This window comes from Microbacterium sp. AG790 (assembly GCF_003634765.1).
In the GTDB taxonomy this organism is placed as follows: domain Bacteria; phylum Actinomycetota; class Actinomycetes; order Actinomycetales; family Microbacteriaceae; genus Microbacterium.
Genome location: NZ_RBWZ01000006.1, coordinates 565,929 through 591,785, shown reverse-complemented (window position 1 = coordinate 591,785; position 25,857 = coordinate 565,929). Strand labels below are relative to the sequence as shown.

Sequence of the window (25,857 nt, the reverse complement as noted above, 5' to 3'; positions counted from 1 at the left end):
CACTCAGCTCGCGACGATCCGCACGTCCGCGGCATCCACCGACAGGCGCACCGCGTCGCCTTCCGCCGTCTCCGCGGCGAGCATCTGCGCGACGGTGAGCTCGCAGACGACCGGCGGTGACGCCGTGTACACGCGGGCGCCCGCGGGCGTCGCCTCGATGCGTTCCACGCGCGCCGTCCACGTCGCGGCGCCGGCTGCCCGCGCCGCCTCGGCGGCGCCGGCCCCCGCGGCCCCGCCCTCCGATGCCCCGGACCCTTCGCTCTCAAGGCGTACGGCGCCGATCGGGATCAGCGCCACCGCGTCCCCGCCGCGCACCCCCGCAGCTCGCAGACGCAGCACCCCGGCACCCCACACGCCGTCCCCCACACGCCCGTTCACCCGATTGACGCCGGCGAGGGCGGCGACGAAATCCGTGGCCGGGGCCGTGAGCGCCTCACGCACCGGGCCCTGCTGAGACACCCGCCCCGCTTCGAGCACGACGAGGCGATCCGCGACGGCGACGGCGTCGACCACGTCGTGCGTCACGAAGACCGTCGTGCACCCCGCCGCGCGCACCCGCTCGGCGAGCGTGCGGCGGATGTCCGCGACCGTCACCGGATCGAGCGCCGTGAACGGCTCGTCCAGCAGCAGCACCCGCGGCTCGGTGGCCAGTGCGCGCGCCAGTGCGACCCGCTGCTGCTGTCCGCCGGACAGCTCCGCCGGACGACGATGCCCGATCCCGGAGAGGCCCACCTCAGCGAGCGCCCGCTCGGCACGCGAGCGCCGTTCGACCCTCCCGGCCGCGCGCCCCTCCCCGGCGGACACGCGCACGCCGAAGGCGACGTTGTCCCGCGCGGACAGATGGGGGAACAGGTGCGGATCCTGCCCCAGCAGCACGACCCCGCGGCGCTGCGGCGCAAGCTGCACGCGCGGCGACGACACGACCTCGCCGGCGACGTGCACACGGCCCTCGGTGATCGCCAGCAGCCCGGCGATCACCGAGACGAGGGTGGACTTGCCCGCACCACTCGGGCCCATGACGGCGACGATCTCTCCCGCGGATGCCGAGATCTCGGCATCCAGGACGAACCCCTCGCGTCGCACGACGACGTGCGCCTCGATCGCCGCGCCGCTCACCGGGTCGCCCCCGGGCGCCATGCCCGCACCGCGAGAAGCACCGCCAGCGCGGTCACGAGCAGCAGCAGCGACAGCGCCACCGCGGTGCCCTGCGACACCCCGGCCCCGTTGAACGCGGTGTAGATCGCCAGCGGCATCGTCTGCGTCACCCCCGGCGCATTGCCGGCGAACAGCGCCGTCGCGCCGAACTCCCCGATCGCACGCGCGAAGCACAGCACGGTGCCGGCGATGAGGCCGGGAGCCGCCAGCGGCAGCGTGATACGCCACAGGATGCGCCAGCGCCCCGCACCGAGCGCCGCCGCCGCCTGCTCGTAGCCCGTGCCCGTCGCACGGAGGGCTCCTTCGACGGCGAGCACGAGGAACGGCAGCGCGACGAAGGTCTGCGCGATCACGACGGCCGCGGTCGTGAAAGGCAGGCGCACGCCGACGACGGCGAGCCACTGCCCGAGCCAGCCGTTGCGTCCGAGCAGGAACAGCAGCGCGACCCCGCCGACCATCGGCGGCAGCACGAGCGGCACCGTGACGACCGCCCGCAGCACTCCCGCCAGGCGCGGACCCGACCGCGCGATCCAGAGCGCCAGCGGGATGCCGAGAACGATGCAGACGAGGGTCGCGAGCGCGCCGGTCACGAGTGACAGCCCGAGCGCCGACACCGCCGTCGGCGACGTGATGTCTCCCCAGAGCGTCGCCCCGTCGACGCGCCCGACGAGCGCGGTCAGCGGCACGACGAGCACCGCCAGCCCCAGCACGGCCGGCACCCCCAGCGCGAGCGGGACGAATCCCCGCGGCTGCCCGTGCCGCCCCGGCGCGATGACCGTCATGGCGTGCCGAAGCCGAGGTCGGTGAGCGTGGCGCGTGCGGCATCGGAGCGCACGAAGTCCACGAACGCCCGCGCGGCCGCAGGGTTCGCAGCGTTGTCCAGGGCGACGATCGGGTACGTGTTGACCACGGCATCGGCGCCGGGCGTCGCCACGGTCTGAACCTCGGCGGTCGTCGTGGCGTCGGTCACGTACACGAGCCCGGCATCCGCCTCGCCGCTGGCCACTTTCGTGAGGACGGCGGTCACGTTCTGCTCGTAGCTGTCGACGGATGCCGTCACGCCCGCCTTCCGCAGGAGCGTCTGCGAGGCCGCGCCGCACGGCACGTCGGCCGCACACAGCACGACCCGCAGGGACGGGTTGGCGAGGTCGGCGAGCCCCTGCACAACGGCCGGATTGCCGGAGGGGACGATGAGGGTGAGGACGTTCGTCGCGAACGGCTGCGGCGAGGAGGCGAGCCCGGCGGCGACGACCTTCTGCATGTTCTTCTCGTCGGCGGAGGCGAAGACGTCGGCGGGGGCGCCCTCGATCAGCTGGGTCGCCAACGTCGACGAGCCGTCGTAGCTGATGGGACGGATCGTCACACCCGGGTGCGCCGCCTGGAACTGATCGGCGAGCCGGGTGAAGGCCGCCTTCAGCGACGCCGCGGCGAAGACGGTCAGCTCGCCGGACATGCTGTCCGACGACGCGGTCGCCGTCCCGGAGGCGGCTCGGCCGGCATCCGCCGATCCCCCGCCGGCGCTGCAGCCGGCGAGCGCCATGGCTGCGGCGATGAGGGCGGCGAGGACGTACCGCGATCGCGTGCGCATCAGCTCTCCTTCGGCGTCTCGACGATGACGGAGGTGGCTTTGATGACCGCCACGGCCAGCGCACCGGGCTCGAGCCCCAGGTCGCGGACCGCCTCGGCCGACATCAACGAGACGACGCGGTGGGGGCCGGATTGGATGTCGACCTGCGCCATCACTCCGTCCTGCTGCACGCGCGTGACGAGCCCCACGAAGCGGTTGCGTGCGCTGGAGAGGACATCCGCGGGGTCTGCGGCGGCGTGGGCGAGTGCGACCGCACGGGCGGCGAGCGCATCGCCGGGGATCTCGACCGGCGAGGCCCCCGTTGTCGGAAGAATGCCCTGATCGACCCACCGACGGAGGGTGTCGTCGCTCACGCCGAGCAGACGCGCGGCCTCGGTGACACGATATGAACGCATACCGCCGACGATAGCGCGCATCTGCGGACAGAAGGCCGCCTCAGAGGACGCATTTGCGGATTTCGACAGCGGGAGGCGCTTGTGGCCGCACGGCCCCGCGGACGGGCACGGCGGATACGCTGGCACCGTGCCGCTGCCTCCTCTCGTCGACCCCGCTCCCGACCTCAGCCCCGCCGAACGCGCACGCACGCAGCGCCACCTCGTGCTGAACGGCGTGGGCGATCTCGGTCAGCGCCGACTCGCGGCCGCGCATGTCGCCGTCGTGGGCGCCGGCGGGCTCGGCTCCCCCGTCGTCATGGCACTGGCCGCGGCCGGCATCGGCACCCTGACGGTCATCGACGACGACGTCGTCGACCTCAGCAACCTCCAGCGGCAGCTTCTTCACCGACACGCCGACATCGGCGCGCACAAGACCGCATCGGCGGAGCGCGTCGCTGCCGACCTGTCCCCCGAGACGGTGGTCATCCCCGTCACCGAACGCCTCACGACCGAGAACGCGCAGGACCTGCTCCACGGCGCCGATCTCGTCGTGGACGGCAGCGACACGTTCGAGACCCGGGCAGCGGTCGCCGCCGCCTGCGAGAGTCTCGGCATCCCGCTCGTCTGGGGCGTGCTGCAGGAGTTCCACGCACAGGTCACGGTGTTCTGGAGCGCACCACCGGCCGGGATCGACCCGGTCGTGCTGTCCGACCTGCATCCCGCCGACGAGGTCGGCACGCCGCCCACCTGCGCCGAGGTCGGCGTGCTCGGGGCGCTCTGCCTGCAGGTGGGCGGCATCCTCGCCGTCGAGGCGATCAAGCTCATCGTGGGCACCGGCGAGCCGCTGCTGGGCCGCGTGCTCGTGATCGACGCCCTGCGCGGCACGCAGAGCGAGGTCGCGCTGCGCGGGGCTGCTCCCGCCGCTCCGACGACGCCGCAGCCGATCGACGCTCCCGCCGCGGCGGCCCCCGCGGCGATCCGCGAGCTGACGGCGAGCGAGATGCTCGCCGCGCAGGAGGCCGGCGCCACCCTCCTCGATGTGCGCGAACCGTGGGAGACACAGACCGGCGTCGTCGCCGGCTCCGTCCTGATCCCCCTCGGCGATCTGCTGGACGATCCGGCGCAGATCGACGACGAGCACGTCGTCGTCATCTGTGCGCACGGCATCCGCGCCCGCCATGCTGCCGACGCCCTCCGGGCCCGCGGCGTCGACGCCGACATTCTCGTGGGCGGTCTCGCCGCGTGGCAGCAGTCATGAGCGCCGGCGCGCCGCTGCGCACCGTCGAGGAGCAGCTCGGCGACGTGCTCGCCGCCGTGCGTCCGCTGCCCACCGCGCGGGTCGCACTGGCGGAGGCGACCGGCGCGACACTGCGCGAGCCGGTGCGTGCCGCCCTCGACATCCCCGTCTTCGACAACTCGGCCATGGACGGCTTCGCCGTGCGCTTCGCCGACGTCGCGCACGCGGGCCCCGCGGCTCCCGTCATCCTCCGCGTCGTCGCGGACCTGCCGGCGGGCACCGCCGACGATCCACCTCTCGCTGCGGGCGAGGCGGCGCGCATCATGACGGGCTCGCCCGTGCCCTCGGATGCCGACGCCATCGTCCCCTTCGAAGACACCGCCGGCGGGCTCTCCGACTCCCTGCAGACCGCGACGGTCCAGCGCGCCCCGCGCTCAGTCGGAGCGTTCGTCCGCCGCGCGGGCGATGACCTCCGCTCCGGCGACGTGGTCCTGGAGGCGGGCGTGATGCTCGGACCTCTCCAGGTCGCTGCGGCGACCGCCGCGGGACGCACACACGCGGTCGTCTCGGCCCGGCCCCGCGTCGCCGTCGTCTCGACGGGCAGCGAGCTCGCCCCGGCCGGGACACCACTGCGACGCGGGCAGATCCCCGAATCCAACGGCGTCCTGCTCGCGGGCCTGGCCGCAGCGGCTGGCGCCGACGTGATCGCGCAGGTCTGCGTGGACGACGAGGGCGGCGCTCTCCGCGACGCGGTGGCGGGGCTGCTGGCGGCATCCGTCGACGCGGTGATCTTCTCCGGCGGCGTCAGCGCCGGCGCCTTCGAAGTGGTGCGCACCGAGCTGGCGGCGGCCATGACCTTCAGCCGCGTCGCGATGCAGCCCGGCAAACCGCAGGGCTTCGGCACCCTGCCCACGCCCGCGGGCGTGGCATTGCTGTTCGGCCTGCCGGGAAACCCCGTCAGCGCGGCCGTCTCGTTCGAGGTGTTCGTCCGTCCCGCCCTGCTGGCGATGCAGGGGAGACGGGTGACCCAGCGCCCCCGGCTCACCCTGCCCGCCGCGACGTCGTGGCGCACCCCGGAGGGACGGCGGCAGTATCTGCCCGCGGTCATCGACACCGCGGGCGACCACTGGAGCGTACGACCGGCGACGGCGGGCGGATCGGGATCGCACCTCGCGGGCGGCCTCGGGCTCGCGCGCGCCCTCGCGGTCGTCCCCGCCGACGTCGCCGAGGTGCACGAGGGCGACCCGGTCATGGTGCACCTGCTGGAAGGATGGGACGCATGAGCTTCACCCACCTGGACGGCGCCGGTCACGCCCGCATGGTCGATGTGACCGAGAAGCAGCCGACGGTGCGCGCTGCCACCGCTGCTGCGCTCGTCCGCTGCGCGCCCGCCGTCGTCGCCGCGCTCCGCGACGGAGCGGTGCCGAAGGGCGATGTGCTCGCCGTCGCACGCATCGCGGGCATCCAGGCCGCCAAACGCACGCCCGAGCTGCTGCCGCTCGCCCATGTGATCGGGGTCCACGGCGCGAGCGTGGACCTGTCCATCACCGACGACGGCGTCGAGATCACCGCGACCGTCCGCACCGCCGACCGCACCGGGGTGGAGATGGAAGCGCTGACGGCGGCCTCCGTCGCAGCCCTGACGATCGTCGACATGGTGAAGGGCATGGACAAGGCCACCGCCATCGAGAACGTCCGCCTCATCGCCAAGACCGGCGGCAAGTCGGGCGACTGGGTGCGGGAGCCCTGATGCCGCGGGTCCGTTACTTCGCCGCCGCCGCGGAGTTCGCCGGGCGCGACGAGGAAGCGCGAACCGAAACCGATCTCGACGGCCTGCGCGCCGCGCTCACGCGGGAGTATCCGGCACTCCGGCGGATCCTCCCCCGCTGCGCCGTGCTCGTCGACGGACGCCGCACCGACGGCTCGGCGCCGCTCGGCGCCGATACCCTCGTTGACGTGCTGCCGCCGTTCGCCGGCGGCTGAGCGCTCAGCCGCCGATCCCCTTCCACGCCGCGGCTCCGTCGGCCGTCAGCTGACGCTTCCACACCGGCAGCTCGCGCTTGATCGCCTCGATGATGGCGCGGCACACCTCGAACGCCTCGGCACGGTGGGGCGTCGAGACGGCGATGACGACGGCGGCCTCGCCGACCTCGACGCGCCCGACGCGATGGCTCACGGCGACGGTCGCGCGCGTGTCGCCGATGGCGGTCAGGGCGATGTCGTGCAGCGTCGCCTCGGCATCCGGGTGCGAGGAGTATTCCAGCGCGAGGACGGCCGTCGCGGCGTCGGGGTCGTGATCGCGCACCGTGCCGATGAAGCTCGTGACGGCCCCCGCGCGGGGGTCGTCGACGGCAGCGAGGTGCGCGGCGGCATCCAGCGGCTCCTCGGTGATGCGGGCGATGCGAACGGCAGCCATCAGTGATCTCCTCCGTCGAGCTGGTGCACCACGTGGCCGGCGACCGAGAGGATGACAGGCATCCCGGAGGTCACGGCCGCCGGCGACCCGGGCAGGTTGACGATCAGGGCACGCCCCGCGGTGCCGGCGCGACCGCGAGAGAGCATGCCGGCCGGCTTCTCGGCGACGCTGCGACGGCGAAGCTCCTCGGGGATGCCGTCGAGCGTCCGCTCGATGACGCGATCCGCACCCTCGGGCGTCTCGTCTCGTTTGGCGACGCCGGTGCCCCCGGTCGTGACGACGAGGCGCGCACCGTCGGCCAGGGCGGCGCGCAGCGCGGTCTCGACGCTGTCGGCGCCGTCGGCGATGATGCGCGCGTCGGCGCAATCCCACCCCGCCTCGCGCAGCGCCGCGACGGCCAGCGGGCCCGCTGTGTCGGCACGCGCACCCGCAGCCGACCGATCCGAGACGGTGATCACGACGGCGAGGCTGCCCACGCCGTCAGCCTACGCCCGGGTGCCGAGACACCGGCATGCCGAAAGCGGCGACGTCGGCGGGAGCGTCCAGACGCGTGAAGCCCAGACGCTCGTAGAACGCGATGGCACCGGCGTTGGTGCCGGCGGCGACCAGGTGCACGCCCCGAACCTCTGCGGCGCGAAGTCGCTCCAGGAGCGCGGTGATCAGCCCGCGCCCCCACCCCTGCCCCTGAACGTCGGGAAGCAGATCGATGTGCAGGTGTGCGGGGAAGGACTCTGCGAAAGGCTCAGCGCCCGGGCGGCGCCCGTAGGCGTACGCCAGCACGGAGTCCTGTCGCGTGGCGGGCTCGCCGACCGGCTTCGGCCAGCGCTGCGCGAAGCGCGGCCACCACTCGCTCAGGAACCACTCCTCGAATGCGTCGGTGTCGTCGGTGGCGACGGCGTAGCCCGCGACCCGCCCATCGTCCGTCTCGACGACCACGGCGAGTTCGGGGTGACGCGCGACGTACGGCAGCACGAACACCGCCCCCCAGATGTCGTCGTCGTCCAGGATGCCGGTGGCGTCGCTGCCCGTGTCGGCGGTGCGCAGGCAGATCTCGGCGAGGGCGGGTTCGTCGCCGGGGCGGAAGGAACGCAGATGGGCCACGGCGCGAGTCTAGGCCGCAGCGTCCACGTGCTCGGCGGCAGCGGTGTGTTCGGCCGCCGCCGTGATGCGGTTGGCCATCCCCCGGAAGATGAACCCGTGGAAGGGCAGCACGGCCAGCCAGTACAACCGGCCCGACAGCCCCGACGGGAAGAAGACCGCGCGCTGGCGGTACACGGCGCCGCCGTCGGCGCCCGGCTCGCAGCCGAGGTCGAGCCACGCCAGACCCGGCACCTTCATCTCGGCACGCAGGCGCAGCAGTCGCTCCGGCTCGACCTTCTCGACACGCCAGAAGTCGATGACATCGCCGACGGCCACGCGGCTGCGATTGCGCCGTCCGCGCACGAGCCCCACGCCTCCGACGACCCGGTCCATCCAGCCGCGCAGCGCCCACAGCACGGGCGCGGAGTACCAACCGTTCTCGCCGCCGATCCCTTCGATGACCTCCCAGAGCCGCGCGGGGCTCGCGGTCGTCGTCGCCGTGCGCACGTCGGTGAACACGGTGCGCCCCGACCAGTCCGGATCGGACGGTAGCGGATCCGACGGCACGCCGCTGACCTCGGCATCCTGCCAGCTCGTCTCCACACTGTCGGCCGCGACGCGGCCCAGGGCCAGCGCCACGGCCCGACGATAGGGCGTGAGACCACCCGCGGGCGGCGGGATGATGGCGTCGATGTCGTGGTCGTCCATGACGCACTCGTTCTGCAGTGAGGCGATGAGCGGCCGGGCGATCGCGCGCGGCACCGGTGTCACGACGTTCACCCAGTGCGACGCCAACCCGGGTGTGAGCACCGGAAGGGGCGCGATGGGCCGCTGCGGCAGGCCCGCTTCGACCGCGTAGCCGTTCATCATCTGTCCGTAGCGCAGCACATCGGGGCCGCCGATGTCGACGGCGCGGTTCACGTCGGCGGCGACGCGTGCGGCCCCTAGCAGGTAGTACATGACGTCGCGGACGGCGATCGGCTGGATGAAGTTGCGCACCCACTTGGGGGCGGGCATGTACGGCAGCACCTCGGTGAGGTGGCGGATCATCTCGAACGACGCCGACCCCGACCCGATCACGACCCCGGCCTGCAGCACCAGCGTCGGCACACCGCTGGCGAGGAACACCTCTCCCACCTCGACGCGGGAGCGCAGGTGCGGGCTCAGCGGCACGCCCTCCGGGTGCAGTCCGCCGAGGTAGACCAGACGAGCGACGGATGCCGCGGCCGCCGCCGTGGCGACGGCGCGCGCGGCCGCGAGGTCGGCCTGCTCGAATCCGGCGCCGGCCGCCATGGAGTGGATCAGGTAGTAGAGGACGTCCACGTCGGCGCAGGCCTGCGCGAGCGCCGGTTCGTCGACGGCGGAGCCGACCACGACCTCGACCTCCTCACCCCAGGAGAAGGCGCTCAGACGGGCCGCATCGCGCACGAGCACGCGGACGCGATAGCCCGCGGAGATCAGCCTCGGCACCAGCCTTCCGCCGATGTAGCCGGTCGCGCCGAGCACGAGCGCCCGCGGCGCCGTGCCGTCCGCGCGGGGTACGGCGCGCAGCTCCTCTTCCCGACCGGTGGGGCTCGACAGCTCGCTCATGTGTGTCACGGTAGACGGCTGCTGCGCGCGGCGCATCCCCTTGCGCACGGGGTCGCCGCGCGCAAGGGGATGTGTCAGCGGCGGCCGGTGCCGAAGAGCCCCCGGATGACGGAGTTCAGGATCGTCTGGGTCGACTTCGAGTTCAACACCTGCTCGATGGGCGATTTCTGTGACGCGCGGGAGGTGCGCGTCGTCCGCGTCGAGCCGCCGGTGGAGCGCAGGATCCGGTCGTACTCCTTCTGTCGCTCGCGCTCGGCGGCGGCATCCGCCTTCGCCTGTGCGGCCCGCTGCTTTTCCTGCTCCTTCGCCGCCTGCTCCTGCGCCTTGGCCTGTTCGGCCGCGGCGTCCGCCTCCGCGGCGGCGTTCATCTTCGCGGTGAGGATCTCGCGCGCCGACTCGCGATCGATCGGCGTGCCGTAGCGGGCCAGCAGTGGCGAGGCGTGCACGGCTCGTTCGATGTCCGGGTCGGGGGTGGGCGACATGAGGCCCTGCGGCGCGCGCAGTCGCGTCCAGGCGACCGGCGTCGGCGCACCCTTCTCGTTCATGACGGTGACGATCGCCTCTCCGGTGCCGAGCTCCTGCAGCACCCGTTCGAGGTCGTAGCCGCTCGTCGGATACGTGCCCACCGTCGCTCGCAGCGCCTTGGCATCGTCGGGGGTGAAGGCACGGAGGGCATGCTGCACGCGCGAACCGAGCTGGCCGAGCACGTCGGAGGGCACGTCCTTCGGCGTCTGCGTGACGAAGAAGACGCCGACGCCCTTGGACCGGATGAGGCGGACGGTCTGCGTGATCGCGGCCAAGAACGCCTCCGACGCATCGCGGAACAAGAGGTGGGCCTCGTCGAAGAAGAACACGAGCTTCGGCTTGTCGAGGTCGCCCACTTCGGGGAGGATCTCGAACAGCTCGGCCAGCAGGTACATGAGGAAGGTCGAGAAGAGCGCCGGCTTGTCGGCGACGCCGGGCACCTCCAGCAGCGAGATCACGCCGCGTCCGTCCGGAGCGGTGCGCAGGATGTCGCGCACGTCGAACTCGGGCTCGCCGAAGAAGACGTCGGCGCCGTCGTCGGCGAAGGTGATGAGCTTGCGCAGGATCACGCCGGCCGTCGCGGGCGACAGCCCGCCGAGCTCCTTCAGCTCGTCCTTGCCCTCGTCGCTCGTGAGCCACGTGAGCACGGCGCGCAGGTCGGACAGGTCGACCAGGGCCAGCCCGTTCGCGTCGGCGTAGTGGAAGACGAGTCCGAGGCTGGACTCCTGCGTCTCGTTGAGGCCGAGCACCTTGCTCAGCAGCAGCGGCCCGAACCCCGAGACGGTCGCGCGCACCGGCACGCCCTTGCCGACGCCCCCGAGGGCGAAGTACTCGGTGACGGATGCCGCGGGCGCCCACTCCTGTCCGATCGCCGCCGTCCGCGCGAGCAGCTTCTCGCTCGGCGCGCCCGGCGTCGCCACGCCCGACAGATCGCCCTTCATGTCAGCCGCGAAGACCGCAACGCCCTTCGCGGCGAGCTGTTCGGCGAGCCCCTGCAGCGTGCGGGTCTTGCCGGTGCCGGTGGCTCCCGCGACGAGGCCATGCCGGTTCATCATGGCCAGCGGGATGCGGATCTGCGCCGACGGCACCGGCTCGGTGTTCATCAGGGCACCGAGATCGAGGGTCAGACCCTCGAAGGCGTACCCCTTCGCGATGGCGGCGACCTGGTCGCCGTCGAGAGGTCCGGATGCCGCGGCATCCGGTGCCGCCGCGGCATCCGCCGCCGGAGCGGCCGGCGGGGTCTGCTCCTCGGCAGGAGATATCACCTCGGGAGGAGCAGAAGCGGCCTCGGCAACCTCCGGAGCGGAAATCTCCTCCGCGGGCGCAGGGCCGGCGGCGGGCGCAGGGCCGGCGGCGCGCGCGGCCTGGGCGGCGGCGAGCGCGGCTTTGGCCTGGGCGAGCTTCAGCGCGGCCTCCGCCGCCTCTGCCTCGGCCTGAAGTCGGGCAAGTTCTGCGTCATCGACAGCGCTCATGGCGCTCAGCCTAGCGAGCGCAACCGCTCGTTCTCGCGCTCGAGCATCCGCGCGCAGATCCCCGCGATCACGAGGGTCGCGCCGACCCCGACGAGCGTTCCGCCGACGGTGTCGCTCAGCCAGTGGGCGTGCACCTGCGTGCGACTGAACGCCATCGCGAACACCCAGGCGCCGCCGACGACGGCGACCCACACCCGCGGAAAGAGGATGACGGCGATCGTCGCGATGGTCGCGGCATTGGCGGTGTGTCCGGAGGGGAACGAGCCGTGGTCGGAGAAGACGATCATGTCTTCGGGGCGTGCGCGCCCGAACAGCGCCTTGAGCAGCTGCACGAGTGCGACGCTGCCGAGCGAGGCGACCACGACGAAGAGGGCGCCGCGGGGCCGGCGCAGCCACAGCATCAGCGCCACGCCGCCGAGCGGCACCACGAAGGTCGCGAACCAGCCGCCGCCGAGGAAGTTCATCGCGAGGGCGGCGCCGTCGAGGAACGCGAAGCGGTCGACGAAGACGTTCCACCATTCGTCGACGTTCACGTCGGCCTCGACCACCACCTGGATGCCGAGCCACACCGTGATCGCGATCAGCAGCACGCCCACGACGAGCCGCTGCAGCATGACCGTGGTGACGTCATCGTCCAAGGGCGCTCTCATCGCCCCATTGTGCCCGACGCCCGCGGCTCAGGGCGCGAGCCGCTCCACGGTCCACGGTCGCACGATCGCCCAGAGCGAGATCGCCCCGATGAGCGCGCATCCCACCATGACCGATGCCATCGTCGTCGCCGTGATCCCGGCATCGCGCGCCACCCATCCGACGATCGGGGAGATGAGTCCCGCGACGCCGAAGTTCGTCGCCCCGAGGATGGATGCCGCGGTGCCGGCGGCCTTGCCGTGGCGATCGAGCGCGAGCACCTGCACGCAGGGGAACGTGAAGCCGCACGCCGTCATGAACACGAACAGCGGCACCATGGTCCCCCACAGGCCCCATCCGAGCTGGTCGCACACGATGATCGCGATCGCGGCGACCACGAGTACGCCGGTCGACACCGACAGCACCCACTGCGGACCGAACCGGGCCGCGAGGCGCGCGGCCACCTGCACACCGACGACGAGGCCGAGGGAGTTGGCGGCGAACAGCAGCCCGTACTGCTGGGCGTCGAAGCCGTATGTCTCCTGGAAGAGGAACGAGGAGGAGGACAGATAAGAGAAGAGCCCGCTGAAGGACATGCCCCCGATGATGAGCACGCCGACGAACACGCGGTCGCTGAAGACGGCGCGGTAGCGCTGCAGCACGGTGGTCGCTCCCCGCTCCTTCCGCCGTGCGGCGGGCAGCGTCTCGGGGATGAGCCAGATCGCCGCCACGAGCATGACGGCACCGTAGACGGACAGGACGACGAAGATGCCGCGCCACGGCATGACCGACAGCAGAGCGGAGCCGATGAGCGGCGCCACGACGGGCGCGGCTCCGGACACGAGGGCGAGCCGGCTCAGCATCACGACGAGGCGGCGCCCGCCGAACAGGTCGCGGACGATCGCCATCGCGACCACGCCGCCGGCGGCAGCGCCGACACCCATGAATACACGCGCGATGGCCAGGAGCGTCAGATCCGGCGCCAACGCCGCGGCGACACTGGCCACGACGTGCAACGCGGTGACCGCGAGCAGCGGCATGCGGCGCCCGACCTTGTCGCTGAGCGGGCCGACGATCAGCTGACCGAGCGCGAAGCCCACCATGGTGCCGGTCAGGGTGAGCTGGATCGCTGCGGCAGAGGTGCGGAAGTCGGCTTGCAGGGTCGGGAACGCGGGGAGGTAGAGGTCGATGGTGAACGGCCCCAGTGCCGTGAGGGCGCCCAGAAGGATGATGTAGACCACGCGACGTGCCGTCGAGATCGCGTCACCGGGGTGCAGGACGACCGGAGCAGTGGCGGGGTGCGAGCCGAGAGTGCGGATGGCACCCGTGGCGGTGCGCCCGGGGCCGGACGGGACGCGGGTCGGAGCGGGTCGGGGGGCAGAATCTTCGCGCACGGGGTCCAGACGAGTGAAAGCGGAGGGAGTGGTCGCCGCGAGCGGATCGGCGCGCGACCACACCGGCAGAGAGGGCTCGAAACGATTCGAGCAGACCTCGATCCTAACCTTTTCCCCAGCCTCGGAGTCATGCAGCCGCATACGATCGACATGCTGACCCTGCGGGAGCAGCCCCCGACCGCGAATCGAGCCGAGGACCCATGACCCCCACTCCGTCCGACAAGAAGCGCACGAGCGGCAACCCCGCCACGCGCGCGAACCTCGAGCTGACCGTCAAGCAGCAACGCGAGCTCCAGAAGCAGGAGAAGCTCGCCGAGTACCAGCGTCAGCTCGCGCGCCGGCGGCGCAGCCGTCTCACGTGGTGGATCGTCGGGGCCACGGCTGCCGTCGCCGTCGTCGCGGTCGTCGCGGCATCCATCGCCTTCGCGCCGAAGCCGGTCACCTACCAGGCCGGTGGCACCGGTGCCGCCATCGACGGTGTCGAGACGTTCACGAACACGACGCAGCACGTCGCCGGCACCGTGGACTACCCGCAGAATCCCCCCGCGGGCGGCCCGCACAACCAGTACTGGCTGAACTGCGGCATCTACGACCAGCCCCAGCAGAACGAGTACGCCGTGCACTCGCTCGAGCACGGTGCCGTGTGGGTCACGTACGACAAGACGCGGGTCAGCGCCGCCGATCTCGATGCGTTGACGGCGCAGCTGCCGTCGTCGTACGTGATCCTCTCGCCGTACGAGGGCCTTCCCACGCCGATCGTGCTCAGCGCGTGGAACGCGCAGCTGAAGCTCGACAGTGCGGCCGACCCCCGCATCCCATCCTTCTTCGAGGAGTACTGGCGCAACCAGAACGTCCCCGAGCCGACCTCATCCTGCAGTGGTGCGGTCGACGGGCCGGGCAAGCAGTCGTGACCGCGCCTGAGCCGGCGAACGGGCGCGCCCTCCCCCCGTGGTGGGCGGTGCTCCTGGTCGCGCTCGCCGTCGCCGCGCTCGCGTTCGCGATCGGCCGCTTCTCCACCTTCGCCGCGGCCGGGGCTGCGGCGGCACCCGCCTCCGACTCCCCCGAGGCCGGGTTCGCCCGCGACATGCAGCTGCACCACGGGCAGGCGGTCGAGATGGCGATGGACATCTACCGCACGACGCAGAACGAGGACGTGCGGGTCCTGGCCTACGACATCGCGACGACGCAGTCGGCACAGAAGGGCGAGTTCTACGACTGGCTCGTCAAGTGGGGCCTGCCGCAGAGCGGCGGTCCGCTCATGGCGTGGATGGATGCCGCGGGCACCTCCCACACGCACGGCGGCGGCGCGGCGCGCCCGACCGACGCGGAGCTGATGACGCAGATGGGAATGGCGAGCGCCGATGAGCTCGCGGCGATGCGGGCGCAGTCCGGCACCACCGCCGACTGCACGTTCCTCGGCCTCATGATCCGCCACCACGAGGGTGCACTGCCGATGGCGCAGGCGCTGCGGCAGCTCGGACACGAGCCCCGCGCACTCGCGGTCGCTCAGGGCGTCATCGCGACGCAGTCCGCCGAGATCGACCTGATGAACTCGCTGCGCGCCGGACTCGGCTGCGCGATCTGACGCGCGGACGCCGTACGTTCACGCGCAGGCGGGGCACGCCGTTGCCCGGCCGCGCTCTGCCCCCGTATGCGTGTGGGCGGCGATGACCTCACCGGCGCACACCGTCCATGCGGTGCGCGTGAACCCGATCTCCTCGGGCGCACCGACGAAGGGATCGCGATCGGCCACCGCGAGATCGGCGGCGGCACCGACACGGATCCGTCCGGCCGCGCCGTCGCCGATCAGCTCGTGCGAGCCACTCGTGTAAGCGGCGAGCGCCGCGCTCAGCGGCAGCTCCTCACCGGCACCGAGGGGCGCGGCATCCGCGACACCGACCTCGCGACGCGTGACGGCGACACCGATGGCCTCCCACGGGTCGGGGGTCGAGACCGGCCAGTCCGAGCCCATCGCCAGGGTCGCACCCGCGCGGCGAAGGGAGCCGAAGGGAAACTGCCATCCGCTGCGCGTGGCTCCGAGCAGCGGCTCGGTGACCGTGCGCATGACGTCGTTGCGGCAGGCCCAGAGCGCTTGCGCGTTCACGGTGGTGCCGGTCGCCGCGAACCGCGGGACGTCGTGCGGGTTCACGACCTGCAGATGAGCGATGTGATTGCGCACACCGGTCGGGGCGGTGCCGGCGGCGGCGAACGCATCGAGCGCCTGGGTCACGGCCGCATCGCCGATCGCATGCACATGGACGGCGATACCGGCGGCGTTCAGCGCAGCGACGACGCTGCGGACGAGCTCATCAGGGAAGTAGCGCAGGCCCGCGGAGCCGTCGGGATAGCCGTCCTGGAGCGCGGCGGTCTTCGATTCGATGATCCCGTCCAGCATCAGCTTGGCGGTGCGGGTGGAAAAGCCCGTGGCCTGCCCCGCGTCGGCCCGCGCCCGCACTCCCGCGACGAAGGCGTCGACGGCATCCATGGTCAGGTCGCGAGGCACCCAGATCGCTCCGGTGGGCCGACCGCGAAGGCCCGCGGCGAGCGCGAGATGGTACGCATCGGTGAAGTCGGGGATGCTGCCGAACGACGCCAGAGCGGCCTCCTGCCAGCCGGTGACGCCGAGGGAGATCAGGTGGTCGGCGGCGGCACGGATGCCGGGCGCCAGCGCGGCGGGGCTCGGCTCGGGCGCCACGCGTCCGACGAGGTCGACCGCGCCTTCGCGCAGCGTCCCCTGCGGTTCGCCGTCCGCACCGCGGACGATGCGCCCGTCCGGCGGGTCGGGCGTCGTGCGATCGATGCCCGCGAGGGCGAGCGCGCGCGAGTTCGCCCAGCCGCCGTGTCGGTCGCTGTCCAGCAGGAGCACCGGTCGGTCGGGCACGACGGCGTCGAGCGCCTCCCGCGAGGGCGTACCGTCTGCGAACCACTCGGCGCGCCACCCCCCGCCGCGCACCCACGCCTGCGGGTCGGTCAGCGAGGCGGCGTGCGCGCGGATCCGTTCCAGGCAGGCCGCCTCCGACCCGGCATCGTCGAGGCTGCAATCCAGCGCCTCGAGCGCGACGAGCCCCAGGTGCACGTGGGCGTCGGCGAACGACGGCGCGATCACGCCGCCCGCGGCATCCACCTCATCGGCGCCCGGCACCGCCGCGCGCGCGGCGGCGAGCGATCCCACCGCGACGATCGTCCCGTCACGGACGGCGACGGCCTGCGCCGGGATGAGCCGCTCCCCGTCGAACACCGGTCCGCCGGTGACGATGAGCGCCGTCATGATCCGGCTCGCAGGACGGGGCGGAAGAAGCGATTCGCCGGTGGTGCCCACACCGCCACGAGCACCGCCGCGTAGACGACGATCTGGCCGATGGACCAGCCGTCCCAGTCGTGGTCGACGGCGAGACTCCACAGCTGTAGGCCGACGATTGCGACCGCGAGCATGCTGATGAACAGACGCGACAGTCCGCTGCCGCGTCCGAGCCCGGCGGCCGCGGCCACCGACAGCAGCCCGAAGAGGATGATGCCGGCACCGATCAGCGAGACGCTCATCACCAGTGATCCGGGAACGTCGTAGCGGGTGAGCAGGAAGAGGATTCCGAACATGGCGTTCGCCAGGCCGCCGACGTAGACGAGCGCCACGGCGATGGTCACCGGCACCGGCCGCGACACCTCCCGGGTGTGCGAGGTGGCGTGCGGCGCGGCATCCCGCAGCGCACGCGCGATGTAGCGGCGCTGCACGGCCCGCACGATCTCGATCAGCACGATGGCGCCGATGCAGCCGGCCGTCACGACCAGCGCCGTCGTCTGGCCGGGATCGACCAGCAGGAAGAACTGGCGCGACAGGGCCACCGAGAAGATCACAACGAGGGCGATGAACATCGCGCCCACGACGGCTCCCTTGAACCGGTTGAGCGGGCGGCTGAGCACCGCGAGGATCCAGATGCCCACGACGGCGAGGATGATCGTCGCCCCCGTGCGCACCTCGTCGACCGGCGTCCCGGCGCCGCGCACGATGAGGGTGTACAGGGTGAGGGTGAGTGCGACGACCACGCCCGTCGGAATCGCGAAGCTCAGCGAACGGCGCAGGAACCCCGGGATGTAGCGCTGCGCGTTGGGCATGAGCGCGAGGAAGAAGGCGGGGATGCCGATGGTGAGCCCGTCGGTGATCGACAGCTGGCGGGGCAAGAACGGGAACTCCAGCACGAGCACGCCGAACAGGATCGCCAGCAGCGTCGCGTACGTCGTCTTGGTCAAGAACAGCATCGAGACCCGCTCGATGTTGGCGATGACCTGCCGCCCCTCGGCGACGACGTCGGGCAGGTGCGAGAACCGCCCGTCGAGCAGCACGAGGCGCGCGACCGCCTTCGTCGCCGCCGCACCCGAGTTCATGGCGATGCCGATGTCGGCGGTCTTGATCGCCAGCGCGTCGTTCACACCGTCGCCCGTCATCGCCACCGTGTGCCCGCGGGACTGAAGGGCCAGGACCATGCGCTTCTTCTGATCCGGCGTGACGCGGCCGAAGACGGTGTGCTCCTCGAGCACCGCGGCGAGCGCCGCATCGTCGTCGGGGAGCGCGCGGGCGTCGTAGCCCTCCGCGGCATCCACACCCACCTCCCGCGCGATCGCCGCCACGGTGCGCGGATTGTCGCCGGAGATGATGCGGATGCCGACGCCCTGGGCGCGGAAGTACTCGAGCGTCTGCGCGGCGTCGGCGCGCACCTTCTCGCGGAAGGTCAGCACGGCGACGGCCGCCAGCTCGTCCGGCAGACGCTCCGCGTCGACGTCGACTGCCGTGAGCGGCCGCGGCGAGAAGGCGAGCACGAGCGTGCGGCGGCCGGTCGAGGCGCGCTCGATCACGGCCGCTCCGAGCGGGTCTGCGGGGTCGGTCGCGGCGGCACCGAACACCATCTCGGGCGCGCCGAGCACCCACGTGCCCGCCGGATCGCCGTCGTCGTCGAACGCCACGGCGCTCCACTTGCGCGCGGACGAGAACCCGATGCTCTCCCGAGCGGCACGCGGCCGGTCCGCCGCCTCGCGTGCGAACGGCTCGCGGAGGGTGCGCGCCGTCGCATTCGCATCCGGAGCGCTCCCGTACCAGCCGAGCGTCCGCCGCCAGCCGGCGACCTCGTCGAGCAGGTGGGCGTCGTCGTAGGTGATCTCCCCCTCGGTCAGGGTGCCGGTCTTGTCGAGGCAGATCACGTCGACCCGGGCGAGGCCCTCCACCGCAGGCAGCTCGTTGACGAGCACCTGTCGCGCGGCCAGGCGTGCCGCTCCCACCGCGAAGGTGATCGAGGTCATCAGCACCAGCCCGAGCGGGATCATCGCCGTCAGCGACGCGATCGTGTTGACGACCGCCTGCACCCAGCTGCCGCTCTCCCACGCGGCCCGCCATCCGCCGGCGACCTGCATCTGGGCGTTGAGCACGAGCAGACCGATCGGCCCGATCGCCCAGCCGACCCAGGTCAGCACGCGGTTGATCGAATCGCGCAGCTCCGAGCCCACGAGAGAGAAGCGCTTCGCCTCGTCGGCGAACGCATTCGCGTAGGCGTCGGCGCCCACACGGACGACCTGCGCATCACCCTCCCCGCCGACGACGATCGACCCCGACAGCGCCTCGTCGCCGGGGTGCTTGTCGACGGCATCCGACTCGCCCGTCAGCATGGACTCATCGATCTGCAAGCCTCGCGATCGCACGATCCGCGCGTCGGCCGGCACCTGGTCTCCGGCGCGCAGCACGAGGATGTCGGCGAGCACGACGGCCGACTGCGCGACGTCCTGCTCCGCCCCGTCTCGGCGCACGCGCGCCTGCGCGGCGTTCAGCAGCGCGAGCTTGTCGAGGGCGGACTTCGCCCGGAACTCCTGCACCGAGCCGATGACCGCGTTGGCGACGGCGGCGAAACCGAAGAGGGCGTCCTGCCAGCGTCCGAGCGCGAACAGGATGCCGAAGCACGCGAAGACGATGCCGTTGAACAGTGTGAAGACGTTCGCGCGGATGATGCTCAGCGCACTGCGACTGGTCTCGGCGCGGTAGGCGTTGGACCGGCCGTCCGCCGTGCGGACATCGACCTCGGCGGCGCGCAGTCCGACCGCGGGATCGACCTCCTCGATCGGTGAGGGCGCCGATGAGGCGAGACTGGTCATGGCATCACACTAAAGGAGCGGCGCGGCTCGTGTGCCCACGAGTTCCGCGCCGCTCCCGAAGGGCCCCGCCGAAAATCAGCCCTTCGTCGCCCCCGCCAGAAGCCCCCGCACGAAGAAGCGCTGCAGGGCGAAGAACACGACCAGCGGCACGATGATCGAGATGAACGTTCCGGCGGCCTGCAGGAACCACTGGTCGCCCCACGTGCCCGACAGCGAGTTCAACGACTGGGTGATCGGCAGCGACGAGGACGGCGCGAAGATCGTCGCCACCAGGAGGTCGTTCCACACCCAGATGAACTCCAGCACGGCGAAGGACGCCAGCGCCGGCGCGGCGAGCGGCAGGATCATCCGGAAGAAGATCTGCCCGTGGCCGGCACCGTCCACCCGCGCCGCCTCGATGACCTCGCTGGGGATCTCCGCGATGAAGTTGTGCAGCAGGAACACCGCGAGCGGCAGGGCGAAGATCGTGTGCGCAATCCACACCGTCGCGAAGCTGTGCTCCAGCCCGCGAAGGTCCAGGGCCGGGAACACCGTGACGTCGCCGATCGTCATGCCGCGCGAGAACAGGCTCAGCAGCGGCACGAGGGCCATCTGCAGCGGCACGATCTGCAGTGCGAAGACCGCGATGAAGGCGAGGTTGCGGCCCTTGAAGTCGATCCACGCGAAGGCGTAGGCCAGCAGCGAGGCGACCGCCAGGGCGAAGAAGACGACGGGGATCGTGATCGCCAGCGAGTTGAGGAACGACTCCCCCAGCGTCAGCGCGGTGCCGCCGGAGGTCAGCGCCTTCTGGTAGTTCTCCAGCGTGAACGACGGGTCGGTGAACACCGTCCACCAGCCGGTGCTCTGCACGTCCGATCCGGGGCGGAACGAGGTGACGAGCAGGCCGAACGTGGGGATGGTCCAGAAGATCGCGATGATCAGCGCCGCGATCGTCGCGCCCTTGGAGGTCAGGCGCTTGCGGGCCATGGCCTCGTGCTTGCGCGTGTCGCGGGAGACCTGTCGGGCCGAGCGGGTGTCGGTGACGGGCTCGATGATGTCGACTCCGGTGCTCATCGGATCTCCCTCTGCTTGCGGATCTGGATGATGTTGAACACGATCAGCGGCGTGACGAAGATGAACAGCACGACGGCCAGCGCCGCGGCGTGTCCGTAGCTCTGGAACCGCTGCTGCTGGTTGACCATCTCGAACGCGAGCACCGAGGTGTTGGCGCGACCGCCGGTCATGACCGCGACGATGTCGTAGATCTTCAGCGCCGCGATGGCGATGGTGGTCACCACGACGACGATCGAGGAGCGGATGCCGGGCACGGTCACGTTCTTGAACCGCTCCCACGCGTTCGCGCCGTCCAGCTCCGCGGCCTCGACCTGCTCCGGCGGCACGGCCTTGATCGCGGCGGAGAGGATGACCATCGCCAGTCCCGTCTGGCTCCAGATGAAGACGACCATCAGCAGCAGGCTGTTGATCAGCGGGGTGACGCTGAGCCAGGCGACCGGGTCGCCGCCGAACGCCGTGATGATGACGTTCAGCAGGCCCAGCTGATCGCCCTGGCGGTAGTCGTACATGAACTTCCAGATGATGCCGGCGCCGACGAACGAGATCGCGAAGGGCATGAAGATCAGCACCTTCAGGAATCGCTCTCCCGCCGCGCGGTCGATGAACACCGCGTAGGCGAGCCCGACGATCGTGGCGATGGTGGGGCAGATCAGCACCCAGATGACGGTGTTGATGACCGACCAGGTGCCCTCGGGCTGTGTGAAGACCCAGACGTAGTTGTCGAAGCCGACGAACTCGGCACCGGTCTTGTCGAAGAACGACTGCACGAACGTGGCGATGAACGGGTAGATGAGTCCGATCAGCAGCAGCACCGCCGCGGGCGCGGCGAAGAGCACGAGCTGGAAGAGGTAGCCGGCGCCCTTGCGCGCACGGTAGTCGAGCACGAACAGCGCGGCTCCCGAGACGAGGGCGATGCCGAGCACGTAGATGAAGGCGTTCGCGTACGGTCGCAGCAGCAGCAGCGCGAGGACCGGGATCGCGAAGCAGGCCACGAGGCGGATCCAGAAGTACACCGGCCCGGGACGGGGCGCGTACTCGATCAGCAGCAGCAGCACACCGACCACGGCGGCGAACACGGCGAGGATGATGGGGATCTGCACGATCGGCCCCATCACGCCGAGCCACTGGAAGAAGGCGGTGAGCGAGACCCCGGGGATGACGATCTTCGCGGGGTCTTCCACGGGTGCGCTCAGCAGGAGCAGCACGACCAGGGCCAGCAGGATGACGAGTGCGCCGGTGGCGATGCCGGCGGTGACGCGAGGAGAGAAGGCGCGGCGCGGACCGGAGTCAGGCGTCAGCCCGTCGGTCTTGTCTCGCGCGGGCGCGGCGGTGGGTGCGGACATCGATGAGCCTCCGTGTGCTTCGGTGGACGCGGAATAGGGGCAAGACGGGGCGCGGGCGCCGCGGGCGGGATGCCGAGGCTACGGCATCCCGCCCGCGGTGTCACGCGGCAGGTGTGACTAGTTGTTGTAGCCGGCCTGGATGTCGCTGAGGACCGTGGCCTGGTCCTTGCCGTCGATCCAGTCGACCATGCCCTTCCAGAAGGAGCCGGAGCCGACCGTGGCGGGCATGAGGTCCGACGCGTCGAAGCGGACCGTGGTGTTCGGGTCCTGCAGCAGCTTCATCGCCTCGGTGAGGAACTCGCTCGACGCCTTGCTCGGGTCCGCCTTGAGGTTGGCCGAGATGGCGCCGCCCTCGCTGACGCGGGCGTTGGCGAAGTCGGCGCTGGACATGAACTCGAGCACCTTCTGCGTGGCCTCGCTGTCGGAGAAGCCGGCGACGAACTCGCCACCGACCTCGATCGTGGCCGCGCCCTCCTTGTAGCCGGGGAGCACGAACGCGTAGACGTCGCCGTCGGGCGCGACCTTGGGGGTCTGCCCCGATGCCGTCTTCACGGTCAGGAAGTTGGCCGTGAGGAACGACGCCTGGTGGGTCATCGGGCAGGAGCCGTCCGCCACCTTCGCCGCGACGTCACCGAAGGCGGTGCTGTTGATGCTCTTGACGTCGCCGTAGCCGGCGTTGACGTACGCCGGGTTCAGCAGGATGTCGCCGACCGCCGTGAACGCGTCGGAGATCGGCTTGTCCGTGAACTTCACGGTGCCGTCGACCCACTGGTCGTACACGTCGGGACCGGACTGGCGCAGGACGAGGTCCTCGATCCAGTCGGTGCCCGGCCAGCCGGATGCGCCGCCCGACTCGAACCCGGCGCACCAGGGCGCCGCCCCGGTCTTCTCCTGGATCGTCTTGGTCAGCGTGAGCAGCTCGTCCCACGTCTTGGGGATCTCGACGCCCCACTCCTTGAACTTCGCCGGGGAGTACCACACGTAGCCCTTGATGTTGGCGAGCATCGGCGCCGCGTAGAACGTGCCGTCGATCGTGCCGTACTTCTTCCAGTCCGGCGACCAGTTGGCGTCGACGTTGTCCTCGACACCCTTCGGCGCCGCCTTCACGTCACCCGTACCGACGAGGGTCTTCAGCAGACCCGGCTGCGGCACGATCGCGATGTCGGGGGCGTCGCCACCCGTCACCTTCGTGACGATGTTGGCCTCGAAGCTCTTGTCACCGGTGTACTGCACCGTGATCCCGCTCGTCTTGCTCCAGTCGTCGAAGACCTTCTGGAGGGCGTCGGCCTCGGAGCCGGTGATACCGCCCGAGATGCGAACCGTCCCCCCGGCCGCCCCCGTTCCGCTGGCGCTGCCGCCGCTGCTGCCGCCCTCGGCGCAGCCCGCGAGTGCGAATGCCGCCACGCCCATGACGGCAAGAGGCGCAATCCAGCGCCGCCGTGACATCCCCATGTGATTCCTCCTCATTGAGTGCTCGGATGATTCCTGGTGCACACGGCCCCGTTCCGGAACCGATTCCAGGCCAAGCTATTGGACCCGCTCCCACGACACAACCCGAGGATTGTCACAACCCGATAACAACCACTACCGCGCGGCATCCCGCGACACGAAGATGAGAGCAACCGGTTCCATACTGAGCCGTGAGAATGTCAGCGCACAACGCTCGAGGAGGAGCCCCGATGGCCGGCATCGCCGAAGTCGCCGCCCACGCAGGCGTGTCGAAAGCGACCGCCAGCCGCGCTCTGAGCGGCGCCGGGTACGTGTCGGAGGCGACGAAGTCGCGCGTGCGAGCGGCCGCAGCCGAACTCGGATACGTGCCGTCCGCGGGAGCGGTGGGACTGGCGACGGGACGCACCCAGAACATCGGCGTCGTCATGCCGTACGTCAACCGGTGGTTCTTCGCGGAGGTGCTCGAAGGCATCCAGCAGGCGCTGCTGGAGCGCGGCCTCGACCTCACCCTCTACGACGCCAAGCCGGGCACCGAGGGCCGCGCCCGGATCTTCGACGACTTCCTCGCGCGCAAGAGGTTCGACGGTCTCATCGCCGTCGGACTCGAACCGGTCGATCACGAACTGGAGCGCCTGACCCGCATCGATCGGCCCATCGTCAGCGTCGTCGGCTCCAGCGAGCTGACCAGCGTCGTCGCGGTGGACGACGACTACGCGGCGCGGCGGGCGACGGAGCACCTGATCGCTCTCGGACATCGCGACATCGCGTTCGTCGGCGGCGCGCCACAGAGCCACTGGGCGCACGTCGACCAGGAGCGCTTGTCGGGCTACCAGCACGCCATGACCGAGGCCGGGCTGGCGAGCTTCATCCGCCACGCGCACTCCGAGGTGACACTGCCCGCCGGCTACGCCGCCGCCGCCGACCTGCTGAGCGATACCCGCCGGCGTCCCACCGCCATCGTCGGGGTGTGCGACGAAGTGGCGATCGGCGCCATCATCGCCGCACGCCGTCTCGGCATCCAGGTGCCGGCCGCGCTCAGTGTCGCGGGCATCGACGATCACGAGTTCGCCGAGATGTTCTCCCTCACCACCCTGCAGCAGGTGCCGCGGGAGCAGGGGCGCGCAGCGGTGGGTGTCCTCCTCGCCGAGATCGCGGAGCCGGGGCGCGCGCGCACCGAGCTGCGGATCCCGGCACGGCTGGTCGTGCGCGCCTCCACGGCAGGCATCGTCCCCGCCGAGAACGGCGCCTGAACGCGGAGAACGCGGAAGGCCCCCGGGAGATCCCGGGGGCCTTCGCTGCAGTTCTTCGAGAAGAGCTGATTACTTCAGGGTCACCGTCGCGCCGGCTTCCTCGAGGGCAGCCTTCGCCTTCTCGGCGGTCTCCTTGTTCGCGCCCTCGAGCACGGCCTTGGGGGCACCGTCGACGACAGCCTTGGCCTCGCCGAGGCCCAGCGAGGTGAGCTCGCGGACCGTCTTGATGACCTGGATCTTCTTGTCGCCAGCGGCCTCGAGGATGACGTCGAAGGAGTCCTTCTCCTCGACCTCTTCCGCGCCACCCGCGCCACCCGCAGCGCCGGCAACGGCGACGGGGGCAGCAGCGGTGACGTCGAACTTCTCCTCGAACGCCTTCACGAACTCGCTGAGCTCGACGAGGGTCAGGCCGGCAAACTGCTCGAGCAGCTCCTCAGTGGTGAGCTTCGCCATGATGTATCTCCTAGATAGGTGGGGTGTGGGGAAAGAGCTCGCCGGTCGCTTACGCGGCTTCGGCGGTCTCCAGCTTTTCGCGAAGCGCGTCGATGGTGGCCGCAGCCTTGCCCATCGTCGCCTTCATCATGCCCGCCGCCTTCGCCAGCAGAACCTCGCGGCTCTCCAGGGAGGCGTACTTGTTGATCTCGTCGGCACTCAGGGCGTTGCCCTCGAAGATGCCGCCCTTGATCACCAGAAGCGGGTTGGCCTTGGCGAAGTCACGCAGAGCCTTGGCGGTGGCGACGAAGTCACCGTGCACGAACGCGACGGCCGAGGGACCCTTCAGGTCCTCGTCCAGCGCCGTGATCCCCGCGTTGTTCGCGGCGATCTTGGTCAGCGTGTTCTTCACCACGGCGTAGCTCGCGTCCTGACGGATGCTGTTGCGCAGCTGCTTGAGCTGGGCGACCGTCAGACCGCGGTACTCGGTCAGCAGTACGGCAGTCGAGTCCTCGAAGTTCTTCGTGAGCTCGGCGACCGATGCATCCTTCTGCGCCATGGTCACTCCTTGATGTGAATGTGACACTCCGCGGTGGCGGAGCATCGGCCGTGATCGCGGCTCTCGCGAGCGACGCCCACAACGCGAAAAAGCTCCGGCGCAAGCGCACGGAGCTTCGAATCGGTTTCCCGGAGACTGTCTGTGACACCTGCGCGGGCCCCTGCGATGCAGAGCTTCGTCG

The 25,857-nt window shown here is 71.1% G+C and carries 25 protein-coding genes; 7 read left to right on the top strand and 18 right to left on the bottom strand.

All coding sequences use genetic code 11. From position 1 onward, the window contains the following. Positions 1 to 3: 3 nt before the first annotated feature. Genes DEU37_RS03345 through DEU37_RS03330 form a run of 4 tightly spaced genes read right to left on the bottom strand, consistent with a single transcriptional unit; the run spans position 4 to position 3,138 of the window. Entirely contained in the window at positions 4 to 1,137 is a 1,134-nt protein-coding gene (locus DEU37_RS03345) for a sulfate/molybdate ABC transporter ATP-binding protein (protein ID WP_121189239.1), read from the bottom strand. Next, positions 1,113 to 1,937, bottom strand: coding sequence for an ABC transporter permease (locus DEU37_RS03340; protein WP_121189238.1), 825 nt, complete (start codon positions 1,935 to 1,937; stop codon positions 1,113 to 1,115). Before DEU37_RS03340 ends, DEU37_RS03345 begins: the two co-directional genes overlap by 25 nt. Further along, positions 1,934 to 2,743, bottom strand: coding sequence for a molybdate ABC transporter substrate-binding protein (gene modA, locus DEU37_RS03335; protein WP_121189237.1), 810 nt, complete (start codon positions 2,741 to 2,743; stop codon positions 1,934 to 1,936). The genes DEU37_RS03340 and modA overlap by 4 nt, the downstream gene beginning before the upstream one ends. Continuing rightward, complete coding sequence (locus DEU37_RS03330; RefSeq protein ID WP_061682759.1) at positions 2,743 to 3,138, bottom strand: molybdopterin-binding protein; 396 nt, start codon at positions 3,136 to 3,138, stop codon at positions 2,743 to 2,745. Before DEU37_RS03330 ends, modA begins: the two co-directional genes overlap by 1 nt. Before the next feature lie 127 nt (positions 3,139 to 3,265). On the opposite strand from DEU37_RS03330, the gene DEU37_RS03325 reads away from it, so the two are divergent. The 4 genes from DEU37_RS03325 to DEU37_RS03310 are packed head-to-tail and all read left to right on the top strand — an operon-like array spanning position 3,266 to position 6,337. After that, positions 3,266 to 4,375, top strand: a complete 1,110-nt coding sequence (locus DEU37_RS03325) for a ThiF family adenylyltransferase (RefSeq protein ID WP_259457116.1) — start codon at positions 3,266 to 3,268, stop codon at positions 4,373 to 4,375. After that, complete coding sequence (gene glp, locus DEU37_RS03320; RefSeq protein ID WP_121189235.1) at positions 4,372 to 5,637, top strand: gephyrin-like molybdotransferase Glp; 1,266 nt, start codon at positions 4,372 to 4,374, stop codon at positions 5,635 to 5,637. Before DEU37_RS03325 ends, glp begins: the two co-directional genes overlap by 4 nt. Beyond that, complete coding sequence (gene moaC / locus DEU37_RS03315) at positions 5,634 to 6,104, top strand: cyclic pyranopterin monophosphate synthase MoaC (protein WP_121189234.1); 471 nt, start codon at positions 5,634 to 5,636, stop codon at positions 6,102 to 6,104. The genes glp and moaC overlap by 4 nt, the downstream gene beginning before the upstream one ends. After that, positions 6,104 to 6,337: a MoaD/ThiS family protein gene (locus DEU37_RS03310; RefSeq protein WP_121189233.1), complete on the top strand. Its 234-nt coding sequence runs from the start codon at positions 6,104 to 6,106 to the stop codon at positions 6,335 to 6,337. Before moaC ends, DEU37_RS03310 begins: the two co-directional genes overlap by 1 nt. 4 nt (positions 6,338 to 6,341) lie before the next feature. Here the strand turns inward: DEU37_RS03310 and DEU37_RS03305 are convergent, their stop codons facing one another. The 7 genes from DEU37_RS03305 to DEU37_RS03275 form a co-directional block, all read right to left on the bottom strand. After that, a complete protein-coding gene (locus tag DEU37_RS03305; RefSeq protein WP_005051429.1) occupies positions 6,342 to 6,770 on the bottom strand; it encodes a molybdenum cofactor biosynthesis protein MoaE in 429 nt (142 codons plus the stop codon). Then, positions 6,770 to 7,246 carry a molybdenum cofactor biosynthesis protein B gene (locus tag DEU37_RS03300; protein WP_121189232.1) on the bottom strand — a complete coding sequence of 159 codons (477 nt, stop codon included), beginning with the start codon at positions 7,244 to 7,246 and terminating at the stop codon, positions 6,770 to 6,772. Before DEU37_RS03300 ends, DEU37_RS03305 begins: the two co-directional genes overlap by 1 nt. Positions 7,247 to 7,250: 4 nt before the next feature. Continuing rightward, positions 7,251 to 7,871: a GNAT family N-acetyltransferase gene (locus tag DEU37_RS03295; RefSeq protein ID WP_121189231.1), complete on the bottom strand. Its 621-nt coding sequence runs from the start codon at positions 7,869 to 7,871 to the stop codon at positions 7,251 to 7,253. Positions 7,872 to 7,880: 9 nt separating this feature from the next. After that, positions 7,881 to 9,440 carry an SDR family oxidoreductase gene (locus DEU37_RS03290; RefSeq protein WP_121189230.1) on the bottom strand — a complete coding sequence of 520 codons (1,560 nt, stop codon included), beginning with the start codon at positions 9,438 to 9,440 and terminating at the stop codon, positions 7,881 to 7,883. Positions 9,441 to 9,514: 74 nt separating this feature from the next. Then, positions 9,515 to 11,437, bottom strand: coding sequence for a helicase HerA-like domain-containing protein (locus DEU37_RS03285; protein WP_121189229.1), 1,923 nt, complete (start codon positions 11,435 to 11,437; stop codon positions 9,515 to 9,517). Between the two features lie 5 nt (positions 11,438 to 11,442). Beyond that, positions 11,443 to 12,087: a phosphatase PAP2 family protein gene (locus DEU37_RS03280; RefSeq protein ID WP_121189228.1), complete on the bottom strand. Its 645-nt coding sequence runs from the start codon at positions 12,085 to 12,087 to the stop codon at positions 11,443 to 11,445. A gap of 27 nt (positions 12,088 to 12,114) precedes the next feature. Continuing rightward, a complete protein-coding gene (locus tag DEU37_RS03275) occupies positions 12,115 to 13,599 on the bottom strand; it encodes a multidrug effflux MFS transporter (protein ID WP_121189227.1) in 1,485 nt (494 codons plus the stop codon). Positions 13,600 to 13,658: 59 nt separating this feature from the next. On the opposite strand from DEU37_RS03275, the gene DEU37_RS03270 reads away from it, so the two are divergent. Then, positions 13,659 to 14,369, top strand: a complete 711-nt coding sequence (locus DEU37_RS03270) for a DUF3105 domain-containing protein (RefSeq protein ID WP_121189226.1) — start codon at positions 13,659 to 13,661, stop codon at positions 14,367 to 14,369. Further along, complete coding sequence (locus DEU37_RS03265) at positions 14,366 to 15,043, top strand: DUF305 domain-containing protein (protein WP_121189225.1); 678 nt, start codon at positions 14,366 to 14,368, stop codon at positions 15,041 to 15,043. Before DEU37_RS03270 ends, DEU37_RS03265 begins: the two co-directional genes overlap by 4 nt. Positions 15,044 to 15,061: 18 nt before the next feature. Here DEU37_RS03265 and DEU37_RS03260 read toward each other — a convergent pair whose 3' ends face one another. From DEU37_RS03260 to DEU37_RS03240, 5 genes are all read right to left on the bottom strand, one after another. Then, positions 15,062 to 16,726: an amidohydrolase gene (locus DEU37_RS03260; protein ID WP_121189224.1), complete on the bottom strand. Its 1,665-nt coding sequence runs from the start codon at positions 16,724 to 16,726 to the stop codon at positions 15,062 to 15,064. Continuing rightward, positions 16,723 to 19,590, bottom strand: coding sequence for an HAD-IC family P-type ATPase (locus tag DEU37_RS03255; protein ID WP_121189223.1), 2,868 nt, complete (start codon positions 19,588 to 19,590; stop codon positions 16,723 to 16,725). The genes DEU37_RS03260 and DEU37_RS03255 overlap by 4 nt, the downstream gene beginning before the upstream one ends. Positions 19,591 to 19,665: 75 nt before the next feature. Next, entirely contained in the window at positions 19,666 to 20,643 is a 978-nt protein-coding gene (locus tag DEU37_RS03250; protein ID WP_121189222.1) for a carbohydrate ABC transporter permease, read from the bottom strand. Further along, positions 20,640 to 21,986 (bottom strand): carbohydrate ABC transporter permease, encoded by a 1,347-nt coding sequence (locus DEU37_RS03245; protein WP_121189221.1) that lies wholly within the window; start codon positions 21,984 to 21,986, stop codon positions 20,640 to 20,642. Before DEU37_RS03245 ends, DEU37_RS03250 begins: the two co-directional genes overlap by 4 nt. Positions 21,987 to 22,103: 117 nt before the next feature. Further along, on the bottom strand, positions 22,104 to 23,438 hold the full coding sequence (locus DEU37_RS03240) for an ABC transporter substrate-binding protein (RefSeq protein WP_121189220.1): 1,335 nt from the start codon (positions 23,436 to 23,438) through the stop codon (positions 22,104 to 22,106). 227 nt (positions 23,439 to 23,665) lie between these two features. On the opposite strand from DEU37_RS03240, the gene DEU37_RS03235 reads away from it, so the two are divergent. Beyond that, entirely contained in the window at positions 23,666 to 24,685 is a 1,020-nt protein-coding gene (locus tag DEU37_RS03235; RefSeq protein WP_121189219.1) for a LacI family DNA-binding transcriptional regulator, read from the top strand. A 69-nt stretch (positions 24,686 to 24,754) separates the two neighbouring features. Here the strand turns inward: DEU37_RS03235 and rplL are convergent, their stop codons facing one another. Both rplL and rplJ read right to left on the bottom strand, forming a co-directional pair. Then, positions 24,755 to 25,138, bottom strand: coding sequence for a 50S ribosomal protein L7/L12 (gene rplL, locus DEU37_RS03230; protein WP_005051460.1), 384 nt, complete (start codon positions 25,136 to 25,138; stop codon positions 24,755 to 24,757). 49 nt (positions 25,139 to 25,187) lie between these two features. Beyond that, positions 25,188 to 25,676 (bottom strand): 50S ribosomal protein L10, encoded by a 489-nt coding sequence (gene rplJ, locus DEU37_RS03225; RefSeq protein WP_005051470.1) that lies wholly within the window; start codon positions 25,674 to 25,676, stop codon positions 25,188 to 25,190. Positions 25,677 to 25,857 lie beyond the last annotated feature (181 nt).